Genomic DNA, 16,069 nt, shown 5'->3' on the forward strand with positions numbered 1-16,069 from the left:
GGATTTCGATCCGCTAAATCCACTCTGTGGCTTGCGTCTCGAACAGATCGAGAACAGAATGGGTTGTGACGGATGAAAACGAATCGCGGATCGCTCCTCCCGCCGCCAGTGCCAATGCTGGCGGGCAGTTTGAGGTGCGGGTAGGGGCATTTTACACCCTCTGCATGCTGGCGGGCGGTGAGCCGCGCGGCCTTGTTGGCGCAACGATACAGTCAGTCGGCCTGCAGCAAAGGATTGCCGGACATCCGCTTGACGACATCGTGATACATGCGACGAATGCGGATGGCTCGAAGGCGACGCTTGAAATCCAGGCGAAGCGAACGCTGACGTTCACTGCAAGCGATGGCGAATTTACGGACGTTGTCGGACAGGTGTGGAAAGCGGCGCAAAAGCCGGAGTTCGAGACCCAACGATATCAGACGGCCGTGGCCATCGCGCGCACGACGACACTGATTGAGCAAGCGGTACAGGAGGTGCTGCACTGGGCACGGCAACGGCCCGACGCAGCCTCCTTTATGGTGAATATCAGACGGAAAGGCTTCGCTTCCGACCCGATGCGAAGCTTCGTCAAAGTCTTCACCGACAATCTCCAACGGCATGGCGCGCCAACTGACGATGGAACGGTGTGGCGTTTGCTGCGCCGATTTCAGGTGCTCGTCTTCGACTTTGAATCTGCCGGATCCGACTATGAGCACAGGGCTCGGGAACGGTGTCGGTTTGTGCTGGCATCTGACCAGGCCAGCCGAGCGGGCGATCTTTGGTCCCAGCTCATCGTTGACGCAGAAGCCTCGGCCAGGGGAAGCGGTTCGCGCACGCGAACCGACGTCATCCGCAAACTGTCCGCCGAAGAGGGGTTCCGGTTTGGCGATGCCGCCGATCTAAAAGGGACGATGGCCCTCCTGGCCGATAGCGCCCAGTTGGCGCTCGGCGAGATCGGCAACGAGGTGGGCGGTGTGCGGCTCGCCCGGACGGCGCTGATTGAAGAAGCCTGTGAGGCGCTGGGACGGACGCGCGTTCTTAACATTGTGGGTGCTCCCGGTGCCGGTAAGTCGTCCGTTTTGAAGCACTTGGCCGAGCTTCTGCGACCAGAGGGACGCATCATTGTCCTGCGGAACGGGCGCATCGTGCCGGGTGGTTGGCCGCGGATGGCCCATGAAATCGGCTGCACCGTTCCTTCGGACCAATTCTTCAATGAACTTGGAGCGGGTGGTGGTACCACGCTGTTCATCGACAATATCGACCAGGTCGACGACGGGAAGGAGCGGGCGACCGTCACCGACCTGTTGGCCGCCGTCGCGAAATACCCAGGCTGGCACGCGGTCGTAACCAGCAATGAAGCAAGTTCGGATTGGAAGATGGTGCTTCCGCAGGCACTGTTGCCGGATGTGGCGGTGCTTAAAGTCCCGGACATCTCAGACGACGAGGCCGAGCAACTGTCGGAGCAGAACGCGGCATTCGCCGTTCTCTTGGAGAAAGACCATCCGGCCAAGAGCATTGCCAGAAACCTGTTCTACCTCTCGCGTATGGTTGCGCTGAGCGCCGGACAGCAGGCCGAGATTTCGTCTGAAATTGACCTGGCCCGTCTCTGGTGGAATTACGGCGGCGGTCGCGGTGAAGATTCCGGCCGGTGGGCGCGCTTGAGAGCGCTGCGCTCGATGGGAGCCGATCTTCTGGCGCAGCCGACGCTTGTCGCCTCGAAGGCCGACAGCCTCGATTCCGCCGTGGTGGCGGAACTGCTGCGCCTTGATGCCATCCGCGAAGAAATCCGCGGCGCAGAAGTCGCATTCCGGCACGATGTCCTACGGGATTGGACCCTCGGCTTCATGCTGGACGAGGATTCAAAACGGATTGAGGCGTTGGCGAAGGATGCCCCTTTGCCAGCGGCCTTGTCCCGTGGCCTGGAAATGGCTGCCCGCGTTGCTCTGGAGGGCGATGAGACCGGGGCTCGATGGCAGAACCTTCTCCAATTGGTGTCGGGGGACACGGCGCACGGTAGTTGGCGGCGACCAATCCTGCTCGCCCTACCGCGCTCAGAGCGTTTTGCGCAGTACTTGCAGTCAATGAATAAGGTACTGCTTGCGGACGATGGCCGCGTGTTGCGTGATGTAGTCCGGCTGATCATCATTGCCGAGACAGAGACTTACGCCGAAGTGTTTGCAAAGGCGCAACCAAGTCAGCCAGTTCCGCCCGGAGCCAGAGAATTTGTATATCCGACGGGGCGTGGATGGGTAGCCCTGATTGCGTGGCTTGCCCTCAATGCCCGATCGCTTCCGCAGCCGACGATCCCGGAAGTCGCCACCGCCTTCAGAGCCTGGCTGATGGCGACCCATATGCTCCAGCTTCCCATAAATGCCGAGGTTGTTGCCATCCTGTTCGAGTGGCTCGCCCTGATCGACGAGGCCGTGCGACCGCGCATGTTTCGGGAGGGAGAGGAGATCCCGCTACTCGTGACAATCCCGCACATCACCGATGCGCATGCGCTCGTCCGAATGACGGCTTGTGCTTTTGCACTGGTCAATCCTGCGGCCGCAAGAAAATACCTTGCGACCCTGAATGCCGGCGAGACAATTCACCGAGAGTTCGAGGCTCTGCTGAAGGGCCGTGGCGCCCTTGCCAAGGCTGCGCCGGCCGAATTCGTGGATTTCTTCCTTGGCGGCGTGATTGAGAAGCCAAAACGGCGGGACTTTTACAGCAGTTCTCGGGATTTGAGGCCATTCGGCATTCATGAGCACCTGTTTATGCCAGCGTCGCCAAGCCAAGGTCCGTTCCTCGAAATCCTCGAACAGGCGCCCGATGAAGGCTTGCGGCTGGTGCGCCGCATCGTTGAACATGCGACCGACTGGCTTCGCAAACAACACGCCAAGGAACGCGTGCCGTTCTCCCGGATCATGATCGCGTTTCCAGACGGCTCAAAATCATTCGAGGGCGATGCCAGCGTTTATGGCTGGCCACGGGTCCCTGTTCCGAGCAGCATGACCACGTCGGCTTTGATGGCATTGGAGGCGTGGGGCCATAGCAGGATCGAGGCGGGAGTGGCTCCAGGGCAAGTCCTCGACGATATTTTGGGACCCGATGGTTCAAGCTTTGCCTTCCTGGCGGTGGCCGTCGACGTCGTTTTGTCACACTGGCCGATTTTCCGCGACGTGGCGTGGCCGCTGGCGGCAGCCCCCGAACTTCTTAAACTCGATGAGCATCGCCACGTTCGGGATCTCACTGGCGTCGACCGCTTTCTCGCGTCTGAACGAGAGCCGACGACAGCGAAAGTGAAACGTGCCGATCTTGATGCACGCCCCTCACGCAGAACTCGGCTGTTTGTGGGGTTTCCCTATTATGCGTTCGATGCCAAGCCGGAACTGGCCGTGGCGCTTCGCAAGTCGCTTGGGCAGGCCAGGAACGAAATCTGGCAGCGTCCACCGGACGGCGAGGATCCGATCCAAGGGTTGTATGCGTTGGCAAATCGCGCCTTGCGCATGATGGACCCGGTCAACTGGCAATCTGGAAGCTATGAGAATGAGGATGGTTCGACGGCGGAGTTTCTCCAATATGTGCCGGAGCCGCACGAACAGCGGCTGATCGCCGAAAAGAACGCAGAGGTGGCGGCAAGCACTCGGCGTTTCAATATCCGTGCCAGTATTGAGCTCGCCTTGACCGATCCGGGACGCTCCACGCCGGAGATTGTCGCGGATGGCATTACGTGGGCGAAGCACCAGCCCGACGACCTCGCCCGGATTCCGAAGATACCGACCGCGATGCGTTTGACGCCGAGTGGGACCGCCGCGCAATTGTCATGGCCGCGGCCCTCGCCGCGCGCGATTACCGCGGAGATGACCGCGCTGAAATCCTTCATTGGGCGGAGGAGGTTCTCGATCGAGCTGCTGCGGGACCCGCTCGGGAGGGCTACGGCAATAACCAGATCGTCTACGACAAGGTCGCAATCGCCGCACTCGGATTGATCGCCATTTATCGCGAGAATCCGACCGTCACTGTGCGGGACAAGCTGTTGGCTTTGGCCGCCAATCCCGGCCTCCCGGTTACGAATGCGCTCGGCAGTGCATTCGTTGAGTGGAAGACTGACAGGATCCTACCTGCAATCATCCGCATCATGCTGGCCAGTTCAAGCTATCCGCGTCGCCGCGATACGGAACCGGACGAACGGGCAGTTGGGCAGGCGCATGCGCAAAGGATCGGAAAGGCTGTTGCCGCCGAACTCGCTTGGCTTTCCGGCCAAGGCGAGGAACCGGGCTGGCCTACGCTTCCCCCATGGCTCACTCGGCCCAAACGTTATCTCCAATTGCCTGGGTTTACGGCAGAGAAGCCAAGAAAGCGGCGTGTAGAGCCGCCTGATGCCTACGCCAACGAGCAGCGACTCGGAGAAATCGTCTCCCACTTAGTCCCATTGACCGTCGGCACCCTTCCTGACTGGCTTCTGCCCCTCACTAAGCATCTGATGGCATGGACCCTCTCGGCTAACGCCTCGGAAGATGAGGAGCGCGAGCCAGAGGGCCGGCCATTTACGTGGAACGGGCTGTTCTTCGACTATCTTGGGATCCTGTGTGCGGCTCTGCCGCATGAAGAGGTCGTCGTGAGCCTCGTCCAGCCCATCACCGAACTCGGCGATGAGGCGTTCCATGACGGCATGGCCAGCCTCCTCAGAGGCTTCGATCGGGCCGTGCTGTCTTCCAATGCGACAAAGCCCGCCTATCCGGCGGCTATGCGGATAGCATTGGCCGAGCGGTTGAAGAACACGCGGAATTATAAGCAACTAAACTGGAGGAAGGAATTTACCACTGAGATACACGCCGCCGACGCGCTGACGGCCATGTTCTTCCAGCGGTCAGGCATCCTGCAAACACGTCGTCCGAGCGTTCCTGACAACTGGCAGGGTCTCGAAGCGGTCATGCCGACGCTTACGGGCCTGGCCACCGGCGCTGCCAGTTCAGGCTATTTGGCCGTATTGTTTCTCGACCTCATCGAGACCTCACGCCGTCCCGCACTATTGCCTTATTTACTTGAGGCTTTGGGAGCGTGGTGCTCCGCGTATGGGCCTGACACGAGCTTCTGGGTCAGCCACGACATTGGCGGGAGAGTATGCCGCTGGTTGAAGGATGTTCTCTCGGATGACGCAACGGGAGTGCTGGATTCCAGTCAGGTAAAGGCCTTGGTTGATTCTCTCGACATACTGGTTCAGGCGGGGGTGACTTCCGCGCGCGAGATCGAAGAGCTGTTGGTGGTCGGCACGCGCCATAGCTAATCCATCAGCGCGACTGCCCTCTATAGACCAAAACAGATGCTGGAGGCTTGGCGGGGACTAACCCTGCCGGTTGAGCTTCGCACATACCCACGCGGTGCCGCCCCCCGACAAAAGGACACCCGCCATGCGAAAACTCATCGTCGCCGAGTTCATCAGCGTCGATGGCATTGCCGAGGTCGAGAAGCTGCCGGGCGTGACCTGGAACGATGAGATGCAAAAATTCAAGGACGACGAGCTTGCCGACAGCGGCGCCATGCTTTTGGGGCACATGACCTATGAGATCTTTGCCGGCTCATGGCCTAAGGAAACCGGCGACTTTGCCGACCGGTTCAACGCGCTGCCGAAATATGTCGCCTCGACGAGCTCGACGCCGCGCCTCCCGCGATTCATGCGATCGAGTTCGCAGCCACCAGGCGGAAGGTTCTGATCCGTCCTTACTTGCTGCCGCGGTAGAAGACGTCTTGATTCAGCCACAAGCCCAAATTGCTGGATTTGGCGGCCCAGGAAGCGTACGCTTGGTTTTTGGTTCAGCGATGGAACAGAGACTAGCCGCAATTCTGGCTGCCGATATGGCGGGCTACAGCCGGCTAATGGAGGCCGACGAATCCGGCACGCTCGCACGCCTTCGGACCCATCGCATAGAACTGGTCGATCCCGCCATCGCCAAGAACAAGGGCCGGATCATCAAGACCACCGGAGACGGCATGCTCGTCGAGTTCCAGAGCGTGACCGATGCCGTGAAATGCGCCGTGGAAATCCAACAACGCATGAAACGGCGCAATTCGGATGTGCCGCAAGAACGGCGTATCGAATTCAGGATCGGCATAAATCTCGGCGACATCATTTTCGACGATGAGGATATTTTCGGCGACGGCGTCAATATTGCCTCGCGCATCGAGCAACTCGCCGACGTCGGCGGTATCTGCGTGACCGCAGCGGTGGCGACCCAAATTGCCGACCGTCTCGAAATTGCCATGGAGGACCTGGGCGAGAAGACGTTGAAGAACATCAGCCGCCCGGTTCGCCTCTATCGCATCGGGCTTGACAGTCCTGTCCTGCCGGAAGTCGAGGCAAAGCGATCGATCTCGAAACCTTCGATAGTGGTGCTGCCATTCACCAACATGAGCGGCGACCCCGAGCAGGAATTTTTCGCGGACGGACTGACCGAGGACATTATCACCGAACTGTCACGCCACCATGAGTTGTTCGTCATCTCGCGCAATTCCAGCTTCGTCTACAAGAACCGCGCCGTGAATGTGCGCGAGGTGGCCGAGAAACTCGACGTCCAATACCTGGTGGAGGGAAGCGTCCGCAAGATCGGCGAGAGGGTGCGCGTGACGGTTCAGCTCATCGACACCGCGAATGACGCTCATATCTGGGCGGACAAATATGACCGGAAGCTGGTCGACATATTCGCGATTCAGGATGAGGTGACGGCGGCGATCGCAGCGACGCTGCCCGGTCGTGTCGAGGCGGCTCAGCGGGACCAGCTCGCGCGGGCGAAACCTGCAAACATGGCCGCGTATGAATGTGTGCTTGCTGCCAAGGTGCTGCATCACCGAAGCACGATTGCGGACAATGAACGCGCGCGAACGTTGATAGACAGGGCCGTTGCGCTCGACCCCGATTATGCCCACGCCCATGCCTGGCGGGCCTGCATTCTTGGCCAGGCCTGGGTCCATAACTGGTGCGAAGACAGGGATGCCGTCTGGAACAGCATCATGGCGGCGCTGGACAGGGCGCTGGCGCTGGACAACAACGATGCCGATGTCCACCGCATTCTCGCGGCAGTGAACGTGAACAACAATGAGCTGACCACAGCGCGCTACCATCAAGAGCGGGCGCTGGCCCTCAATCCCAATTACGACCTCGTGGTGGTGCAGCAAGGCGAGTTATTGACGTGGCTCGGGAGGCCGGAAGAGGGAATTGAATGGATCCGCAAGGCCATGCAGTTGAACCCGCACCACCCGGAGAGGTTCTGGAGCCATCTGGGAAAGGCGCATTTCGCCGCGCGCCAGTATGGCGAGGCGATCGAAGCGTTCATGCATCTGTCGACCATGGACGCGGCTCAGCACGCTTTTGCCGCCGCCTGCTACGGCTGGCTCGGCGACGAAATCGCTGCCGCAGCGCATCTGGGCAAGATCAGAACGCTCGATCCCCAATTCGACCTCGATTCATTTATCGCCACCCTGCATTATGCCCAGGAGTCCGATGTGCAGCACATCCGCGAAGGGCTGCTGAAAGCCGGTATTGCCAAGCTGTAGGCAGCCCGTGACTCGCACGATCGGCGATAAGCTGGACCTTAGCCACGGCGAAATAGCTCGGCTCTCTTCTACCTTACTGGGCTCATAGTACCAGTCGCCGACGCATGCTTCGACGTGGCGGATACTAGCCAGGAAACTGGTATTGCTCAGCGGGGCGGTCATTGCAGACCGAATCTGAACAGGAAAAGCCCTCCCCCTGAAAAAGTGCCGCGCTAGTTGACGGTGCAGTTCGCACAAGACCCGCACGGCCGTCCCGACAGAAGGAACCCGCCATGAGAAAACTCATCATCACCGAATTCATCAGCGTCGATGGCATTGCCGAGGTCGAGAAGCTGCCCAGCGTGGCCTGGAACGATGAGATGCAGAAATTCAAGGAGGACGAGCTTGCCGACAGTGGCGCCATGCTGTTGGGGCGCACGACCTATGAGATTTTTGCCGGCTCGTGGCCCAAGGAGACCGGAGACTTCGCCGACCGGTTCAACGCGCTGCCGAAATATATCGCCTCGACCAGCTTGACGGCGCTCGACTGGCAGCCGGCCGAGCTGCTGACTGGCGCGTTGCCGGACGCGGTCAGAGGGCTGAAGCAAGGCAGCGGCGGCAACATCTATGTGCATGGCAGCCTCAGCGTCGCGCAGGAATTGCTGCGCAACGGCCTGGTCGACCGCATCAGGCTGCTCAGCTACCCCGGTGCCGTCGGCCAGGGCAAGCTGCTGTTCCCGCCCGGCGCGCAATTGCCGCTCGAGCTGATCTCGGCCACGCAATTCAGCAACGGCGTGGTGGCGCTGGAGTATGCGGCCGGGACGGCGTGATCAGCCAATCTCCCCCCTCGAGGGGGAGATGCCCGGCAGGGCAGAGGGGGTCGGTTCGACCGGGCGCGGTTTCTCTCTTTCGACGGCGGGGTTGGCGCATTAAGCGAGACGACCCCCTCTGTCGCCTTCGGCGACATCTCCCCCTCAAGGGGGGAGATTGGCAGCTTTCCCTACACCGTCCGCTGCCTGCCCGCGACCGCAGCGTCTTCCCTCGCCTTCAGCGCCTGCTCCACCTCGCGCTTCAGCTCGTCCTTGATCGCAACCGTCTCGGCCATCAGCGCCTCGACCTTCATGAAGTCGAGCACCCGGTATTTCGACACCGCCGGCCGGACCAATATGTCGGGCCGGCTCTGGTTCAGCTTGCTGGCGATGATCGACTGCATCATCAGCTGCGTGGCGCCGAACATCAGGTCGACGGAGGTCGGGAATTTGCGGCCGGCCTCGGCCGGCGCGCCGACCACGTCGACGGCAATGATGATGTCGGCGTCGAGCTCGATCAGGTCGAACGGCACGGGATTGTAGATGCCGCCGTCGATCAGCATCCTGCCGTCGCGCATCACCGGGCGGAACACCGCCGGAATCGCCGCCGAAGCGGCCAGCGCCGAAGGCAGTTCGCCTTCGGCCAACACCGCGAGCTTGTGGCCATAAAAATCCGTTGCCGTCACCTTCAGCGGTATTTTGAGTTCGGCGAAGGTCTCGGGAATGGCATCGGGCAGGAACGCCTTGAGGATGCGCTCGACATTGAACTGGCTGACCCGCAGGCCGCCCTGCATTGCTTCGGCAAAAGTGCCGGGCCGCGCCCGCCACATGCGCGTCGCCACCTCGGCGCGGCGGCCGAGGATCGAGCGCGCATAGTCGTGGATGTCCTTGCCGGTCATACCCGAGGCCATGCCGGCGCCCATGATGGCGCCGATCGACGAGCCGGCGATTGCCGCCGGCCTGATGCCCAGCTCGTCCAGCGCCTCGATAACATGGATATGCGCCAGCCCGCGCGCGCCGCCGCCGCCAAAGGCGATGCCGAAGCTAGGGCTCATCCCTTGTTGGCCGCGCCCAGCTTCGGCCCGACCACCATGACGGCCGGCTCGGCGGAGAGCAGCTTTTTCGCCACCGCTTTCACCTGGTCCTGCGTCACCGCGTTGATCAGGGCGGCGCGGCGCTGCATGTAGTCGATGCCGAGCTTGCCGAGCTGGATCTCGACCAGCGTTGAGGCGATCGCGCCCGAGGAATTCAGATTGTTGATGGCATAGGCACCGATCATGTATTTCTTGGTCGCCGCCAGCTCGGCTTCGGTCGGCCCCTCCTCGGCCATGCGCTTGACCACGTCGCGCACCACGGCCAGCGTCTCGGCCGCCCTGTCGGCGCGGGTCGAGGTGGTGATGGACAGCGCCTCGGAATGCTGGTGGTCGACGAGGTCGGAGCTGACGCTGTAGGCCAGGCCGCGCTTTTCGCGCACCTCGTCGAACAGCCGCGAGGTGAAGGTGCCGCCGCCGAGGATCTCGTTCATTAGCACCGCGGCGAAAAAATCCGGCGCATTCCGCTTCACGCCGGGATAGGCGAGTTGCAGCGAGGCCTGCGGCTGGTCGTAGACGACCTCGAGCCGCTGGCCGAGCTTCAGGTCGATGTCGGGAACGGGCGTCAGCGCCTGCTTTTCCGGCAGGCTGCCGAACACCAGGTCGAGCTTCTGCTTCAGCGTCTCGGCATCGATGGCGCCGACCACCGCGACATGCAGGCCGTCGCGGGCGAAATTTGCTTTGTGGAAGGCGCTGAGATCGGCCGGCATGATCGTCGCGATGCTTTGCCTGGTGCCCTGGTCGGGCCGCGCATAGGGATGCCTGCCGTAGATCGCGTCCAGCCATTTGCGTTGGGCGAGCGTATCGGGATCGCGCTCGCTGGCGATGATGCCGGACAGGATTTGCGCGCGGATGCGGTCGATCGGCACCTGGTCGAAGCGCGGCTGGTTGACCGCCACGCGCAACAGGTCGAAGGCGCCGTCGCGCTGGTCGGCCAGCATGCGCATCGAACCGTAGATGCCGTCGCGCTGCGCATCGAAGCTCATCTCGGCGCCGACCTCGTCAAGCTTGATCTGGAAGGCCTCGCTGTCGAGGTTGCCGGCACCTTCGTCGAACAGGCCGCTCATCAGATTGGCAAGCCCTTCCTTACCGGGCGGATCCTGCGTCGCGCCGCCATCGAAAACGAAGCGGATGGCGACGATCGGCACCGAATAATCCTCCACCAGCCAGGCGGTAATGCCCTTCGACGAGGTCACCTCCTGGATGTTCATGGCAGCACGGGCGGAAAGCGCCGGCAGGACGAGGAAGACGAGGGAGAGGATGAGGGTTGCTAGAAGCGGGCCGGCGTGCTGGCGCTTCCCTTCTCCCTTTGTGGGAGAAGGGGAGGAGCCCACGACGGGAGAAGGCAGAGCGGGACCATGCTGGCTCATCATCACATCAATTCCCAGCTTGGGTTTGCGGCAGAAGATAGCCGGTCGTTGCGTGGTCGAGATTGAGGTAGCGGGCAGCGACTTCCTTGACCTGGTCGGCGGTGACCTTGCGGATGCGGTCCGGCCATTGCTGAACGTCCTGGACGTTGCCGCCGGTGGCGAGCGTCGAGCCGTAGATGTTGGCCATGTCTTCCTGCTTGTCGCGGGCAAAGATCATCGAGCGTACGAAACGGTCCTTGGATTTTTCCAGCTCGTCGCTGGTGACGCCGTCTTTGGCGATGCGGGCGATCTCCGCGTCGACCGCGGCCTCGACGTCGGCAAGCTTGGCATCGCCGCGCGGCGCACCGTAGACGGTGAAATTGGTGTCGTCGAGCATGGTGCCCTGGAAGAAGGCGCCGGCCGCCGCGGCGATGCCTTGCCTGACGACAAGCTCCTGGTAGAGCCGGCTGCGGTTGCCGCCGCCGAGGATTTCGGACAGCACGTCGAGCGCTTCGGCTTCGCCGGGCTTTGCCGTGTGATAGGACGGGACCACCCATTGCGTGGTAAAGCTCGGCACGCTGACGCGCCCGTCGGTCAGCGTCACCGTACGCCTGGTGTTCTGTTCCGGCTCGACCGGGCGGATGCGCGGCGGCAGATCCGGGCCGCGCGCGACCTTGCCATAGGTCTTTTCGGCCAGCGCCTTGACCGTTTCCGGCTCGACATCGCCGGCAACCACCAGCACGGCGTTATTGGGTGTATAATACTTGTTGTAGAAGGCCATCGCGTCGGTGCGGTTCAGCTTCTCCATCTCCTGCATCCAGCCGATGACCGGGATGCGGTAGGGCTGGTTCTGCCACAGCGTGGCATCGACTTCCTCGTCGAGCACCGCCTGCGGATTGGAGTCGATGCGCGAGCGGCGCTCCTCGAGGATGACGTCGCGCTCCGTCTTGATGACATCGTCGTTGAGGATGAGATTGCGCATGCGGTCGGCCTCGAAGCCCATCATCTCACCGAGCGCCTGCGGCACCACCGTCTCGTGAAAGGCGGTGTAGTCGTAGGAGGTGAAGGCGTTGTCCGAGCCGCCGATGGCGGCGACGGCGCGGTCGAGCTCGCCCGCCGCATGGTTGCTGGTCGCCTTGAACATCAGATGCTCGAAGAAATGGGCGATGCCGGACTTGCCCGGCGGCTCGTCGGCGCTGCCGATCTTGTACCAGACCATATGGGTGACGATCGGGGCGCGGTGATCGGGGATGACCACGACCTCCATGCCGTTGTCGAGCAGGAAATCGGTCACGACGCCGTTGTCGGGATTGTTGCCCGCCAGAGCCGGCGCGGCCATCACCAGAGCCAGCCCCAAGAGCGTTCCGCGCAGCCATTCAGCCTGAAATGTCATAGATGGCTCCGGTTTGGTGGTCGGACGATAGGCGGGGTTGCTGGTCGAGGCAAAGCGAATTGTGCGTCATTTTGAAGGCGTCATCGCGGACACCGAACTCAGGCGGCCTCGATAAACCGGATGACCGTCTCGCCATAGTTGCGCTCGTCGACAACCGAGAAGCCCGGCCCTGCCTCGAACGGCGCCGCCGTCGCTTCCTCGACGACGCAGAGCGCGCCGGGGGCGAGCCAGCCGCCGGCCTTGGCCGAGCGCAAGGCGCGTTCGCCAAGGCCTTTGCCATAGGGCGGATCGGCAAAGACCAGGCCGAATGCGGCGATGGTGCCCGCCTCGCCCAAGCCCGTCGCGTCGCGGCGGAATATCTTGGTGCGGCCGGTGAGGCCGAAGGCCTCGACATTGGTGCGGATCAGGCCGCGCCCCTCGGCGGATTCTTCGATGAAGACAGCGTAGGAGGCGCCGCGCGACAGCGCTTCGAGGCCGAGCGCGCCGGTGCCGGCGAACAGGTCGAGGACGCGCGCGCCGTCCAGTCTTTCGGGAAAGCGATGCGCCAGCACGTTGAAGACCGCCTCACGCGTGCGGTCGGTCGTCGGGCGGATGGCAAAGGTGCGGGGCGTCGCCAGCGGACGCCCGCGAAACTCACCGCCGACGATCCGCATTGCTTCCCTTCGGGCCGCCGCGCGGCCGGTCGCCACCGCCATCCTGACGCTCGCCGCGTGGCTTTCCGAACGGCTTTGCACCGCCGCCTTGCGGCTTGCCGCCGGACTTGCTGTAAGACGGCTTGAACGAGGCCTTGCGCGCCTTGTTTTCTGCCGCCTTGGCCGCGTCTGCCTCCGCCCTGCCCTTGCCGATCGGCCGTGCGCCCGGCGCCATCCAGACATTGGCCTTGCGCTGGCCCGGCGGCTCGATCGGCCGCTGCTCCCGTTCGGATTTCTTGCCACCGAAGCCGCCACGAGGCTTGTCGCCACGGGGTTTGTCCCCGAAGTCGCTGCGTTCAGGTCTGGGGCCACGCTCGCCAAAGCTCTTTTTCGGCCCAAAGCTCCTGTCGGGGCTTGTCGACAGCTTGCCGAGCGCTTCGTCGCGGCTGCCTTCGCGACGCTTGCGGTTCTTGATCAGGCCGCCCTCGCCGATCGGCCGGCGTTCGCCGTCGCGGTTGAATTTCGGCCGCTCGGGCTCCTCCTCCCGCTCACGCCTGACCGGCTTGTTGGAAAATGGCTTGGCGATATCGGCGTCGAAATTGGCGCCGGACTCTTCGACCAGACGCTCGCCGAGTTGGTCGCGCAGCACACGGCCCTTGATCTCCAGCACATGGCCTTCCGGCAAATCATCGAGCTGGAACGGCCCGTAGGAAATGCGGATCAGCCGCGTCACGTCGAGACCGAGCGAGCCCAGGATGTTCCTGACCTCGCGGTTCTTGCCTTCGCGCAGGCCGAGTGTCAGCCAGGCGTTCGAGCCCTGCTCGCGGTCGAGCGTCGCTTCGATGGCGCCATAAAAGACGCCGTCGACGGCAAGGCCTTCGCGCAGGCCGGCAAGCGCGCTTTCCTCGACCTTGCCGTGGACGCGCACGCGGTAGCGCCTGAGCCAGCCGGTGGCCGGCAGTTCGAGGACGCGCGACAGGCCGCCATCATTGGTGAGCAGCAGGAGGCCTTCGGTGTTGATGTCGAGCCGGCCGATGGTCATCAGCCGCGGCAGCCCGGGGGGCAGCACATCGAAGACGGTCTTGCGGCCTTCGGGATCGCGGTTGGTGGTGACCACGCCGGCCGGTTTGTGGAACAGGAACAGCCTGGTGCGCTCGATCGGCGGGATCTCCATGCCGTCGAGATGGATGATGTCGCCGGGCATCACGTTGAAGGCCGGCGAGGACAACACCTTGCCATTGACCTTGACGCGACCGGCCGCAATCAGTTCCTCGGCGTCGCGGCGCGAGGCCAGGCCGGCACGCGCCAGCCGCTTGGCAATGCGTTCGCCGGCTTCTTCCGTTAGCTCGACGCGACGCGGGCGCGGCTTGAAGCCGCCGTCCGACCCCGCCCGTGCCGTTTGTCCACCTTGCGGCCGATCGCCGCCAAAATCACGCTTGGGACGATCGCCGAAGTCACGCTTGGGACGGTCGAAGCGCCATTCGCCGTGCTCGCCTTCGGCAGTGGCCGGCCGGTCGCCGCGCGGCGCGTAGGGCTTGCGCGGACCTTCGCGCTTCTCATAAGGCTTGCCCTCCGGACGCGGCCCTTTGCTGAACGGCCGGTCGCCGCCCTTGAAGTCGCGCTTCGGCGGTTCGCCTTCGGCCGCCGCTGGCCGGTCGCCGCGCGGTGCGTACGGCTTGCGTGGACCCTCGCGCTGTTCATAAGGCTTGCCTTCCGGACGCGGACCTTTGCTGAATGGCCGGTCGCCTTTGAAGTCGCGCTTCGGCCGTTCGCCTTCGGCCGCCGCCGGCCGGTCGCCGCGCGGAGTGTAGGGTTTTTTGGCGCCGAAGGACGGCTTGCCGCCCTTGCCGGGAGCGCTATCGCGACCACGCGGCCCTGCCGGCTTCGGGCCGGCCTTGCGCGGGAATTTTTTGTTTTTGTCGTCCATGTGGCCTTTGCTCGTTTGCGCGGGTAGTAACAGGATCGCGCTCTAGTGGCGAGGAGATAATCGGAATGGAAACCGCGTGAAGCGGCAGGATTTCATGGCGCTGGCGCTGAAAGAGGCCGAAGCCGCCGCCCAGCGTGGCGAGGTGCCGGTTGGCGCGGTCGTCGTCGGCGGCGATACGGTCGTTGCAAGTGCCGGCAACCGCACCCGCGAGTTCGCCGATCCCACCGCTCATGCCGAGATGCTGGCGATCCGCGAAGCCTGCCGCAAGCTTTCCAGTGAGCGGCTCAGCGGCCACGATCTCTACGTGACGCTGGAGCCGTGCGCCATGTGCGCCGGCGCCATCTCCTTCGCCAGGCTGCGCCGCCTCTATTTCGGCGCTGCTGATGAGAAGGGCGGCGCAGTGGTCAACGGCGTTCGCTTCTTCACGTCACCAACCTGCCACCATGTGCCCGATATCTATCCGGGCATGGCCGAGAACGCTGCGGCAGCGCTGCTGAAAGACTTTTTTCGCGAGCGACGCGGACCCTGATTTTCCGGTCCGGCAGACGGTCCAAATCTAAGTCAGCCAGTCCAGCCAGCCAATCCAGGCAAGAACGTCTCTAGCGCTGTCAGGCTACCAAGGCAGCCAGTCGAACATGCCGCCACTCTTGCTCTTGGCGGCCGCCTCCTTCTTGAGGCGGCGTTCCTTCTTGTACTCATCCTCGCCGAGGTCATCCACCGGCGCGGTGGGGGCGGCGGCGCGGTATTGCACCGGCGGCTCGCTCAGATATCTGCGGGTGGTCGGGTCGCCCTGTTTGCCTTCAGCCAGACGGCGCTTGACTTCCGCGGCGCGGCCCTTGTCCGAATCCGCTGGAGTCCAGGCCGGCGGATGGCTCGAAGCCGACTGCGCCATCGCGGCCTTGACGGCCACCGGGTCGGTCTGCACGTCATCGACAATCTGCGCCTGGTAGGCCGGGTCGTCCTGATGCAGGGTGGCATCGGCGCGCAGGCGGGCACGGCGCTGCTCCGGCGATTCGGGCCATTCGGCACTTGCCGTCTCGATGCTTTCCTGGGGCGGCGGCAACACTTCCTTCTGCCCTGGCCCCGGCTTCACCAGCGTGGGGCGCGGCTTGTAGTCGATACTCTCCTTGCGCTTGGGTGCGAAGGAAAAAGCCCCCGTGAGGTCGTCGGCAAGCTGCGAGGCAGCAGGCTTGTCGGTCCCGTAAGTGGGCGAGCCCATGCAGCCGGACAAGGCGAGGCCCGATACGACAAGCGGCGCCAGCAGCGCAACGCGCGCGTAAGTTCTCTCGGTCATGCCAAAAAGTCCCACTGTAGACAGCCTCTCGATTGCCGCCGGCCAAAGAAAGGTCCGGTCCCCGTCGCCTATGCTCTTCC

The 16,069-nt window shown here is 63.2% G+C and carries 11 protein-coding genes; 5 read left to right on the forward strand and 6 right to left on the reverse strand.

The window, feature by feature from the left end; genetic code table 11:
- Positions 1 to 65: 65 nt before the first annotated feature.
- The 4 genes from NKH17_RS24310 (at position 66) to NKH17_RS24325 (ending at position 8,324) form a co-directional block, all read left to right on the forward strand.
- Positions 66 to 3,953 (forward strand): NACHT domain-containing protein, encoded by a 3,888-nt coding sequence (locus NKH17_RS24310; protein ID WP_352901963.1) that lies wholly within the window; start codon positions 66 to 68, stop codon positions 3,951 to 3,953.
- 1,422 nt (positions 3,954 to 5,375) lie between these two features.
- Positions 5,376 to 5,678, forward strand: coding sequence for a dihydrofolate reductase family protein (locus NKH17_RS24315; protein WP_352901968.1), 303 nt, complete (start codon positions 5,376 to 5,378; stop codon positions 5,676 to 5,678).
- A gap of 106 nt (positions 5,679 to 5,784) precedes the next feature.
- Positions 5,785 to 7,515, forward strand: coding sequence for an adenylate/guanylate cyclase domain-containing protein (locus NKH17_RS24320; protein ID WP_352901971.1), 1,731 nt, complete (start codon positions 5,785 to 5,787; stop codon positions 7,513 to 7,515).
- 272 nt (positions 7,516 to 7,787) lie between these two features.
- On the forward strand, positions 7,788 to 8,324 hold the full coding sequence (locus NKH17_RS24325) for a dihydrofolate reductase family protein (protein WP_352901974.1): 537 nt from the start codon (positions 7,788 to 7,790) through the stop codon (positions 8,322 to 8,324).
- Between the two features lie 170 nt (positions 8,325 to 8,494).
- On the opposite strand, the gene NKH17_RS24330 is transcribed toward NKH17_RS24325, so the two are convergent.
- The 5 genes from NKH17_RS24330 to NKH17_RS24350 all read right to left on the reverse strand — a co-directional run bounded on the left by NKH17_RS24330 (position 8,495) and on the right by NKH17_RS24350 (position 14,695).
- Positions 8,495 to 9,358 (reverse strand): patatin-like phospholipase family protein, encoded by an 864-nt coding sequence (locus tag NKH17_RS24330; RefSeq protein WP_352901977.1) that lies wholly within the window; start codon positions 9,356 to 9,358, stop codon positions 8,495 to 8,497.
- The gene (locus NKH17_RS24335) at positions 9,355 to 10,767 is read right to left on the reverse strand and encodes a M16 family metallopeptidase (RefSeq protein ID WP_352901980.1); all 1,413 of its coding nucleotides are present in this window, start codon (positions 10,765 to 10,767) and stop codon (positions 9,355 to 9,357) included. The genes NKH17_RS24330 and NKH17_RS24335 overlap by 4 nt, the downstream gene beginning before the upstream one ends.
- Before the next feature lie 4 nt (positions 10,768 to 10,771).
- Positions 10,772 to 12,136 carry a M16 family metallopeptidase gene (locus NKH17_RS24340; RefSeq protein WP_352901983.1) on the reverse strand — a complete coding sequence of 455 codons (1,365 nt, stop codon included), beginning with the start codon at positions 12,134 to 12,136 and terminating at the stop codon, positions 10,772 to 10,774.
- Positions 12,137 to 12,234: 98 nt separating this feature from the next.
- Positions 12,235 to 12,789: a 16S rRNA (guanine(966)-N(2))-methyltransferase RsmD gene (rsmD, locus tag NKH17_RS24345; protein WP_352901986.1), complete on the reverse strand. Its 555-nt coding sequence runs from the start codon at positions 12,787 to 12,789 to the stop codon at positions 12,235 to 12,237.
- On the reverse strand, positions 12,770 to 14,695 hold the full coding sequence (locus NKH17_RS24350; protein ID WP_352901988.1) for a pseudouridine synthase: 1,926 nt from the start codon (positions 14,693 to 14,695) through the stop codon (positions 12,770 to 12,772). Before NKH17_RS24350 ends, rsmD begins: the two co-directional genes overlap by 20 nt.
- A gap of 76 nt (positions 14,696 to 14,771) precedes the next feature.
- Between NKH17_RS24350 and NKH17_RS24355 the strand changes: the two genes are divergently transcribed.
- Positions 14,772 to 15,224 (forward strand): nucleoside deaminase, encoded by a 453-nt coding sequence (locus tag NKH17_RS24355; protein ID WP_352479909.1) that lies wholly within the window; start codon positions 14,772 to 14,774, stop codon positions 15,222 to 15,224.
- A gap of 84 nt (positions 15,225 to 15,308) precedes the next feature.
- On the opposite strand, the gene NKH17_RS24360 is transcribed toward NKH17_RS24355, so the two are convergent.
- Positions 15,309 to 15,989, reverse strand: coding sequence for a hypothetical protein (locus NKH17_RS24360; protein ID WP_352802620.1), 681 nt, complete (start codon positions 15,987 to 15,989; stop codon positions 15,309 to 15,311).
- Positions 15,990 to 16,069 lie beyond the last annotated feature (80 nt).

The sequence above is a fragment of the Mesorhizobium sp. M1334 genome (genome assembly GCF_040317995.1).
In the GTDB taxonomy this organism is placed as follows: Bacteria; Pseudomonadota; Alphaproteobacteria; order Rhizobiales; family Rhizobiaceae; genus Mesorhizobium.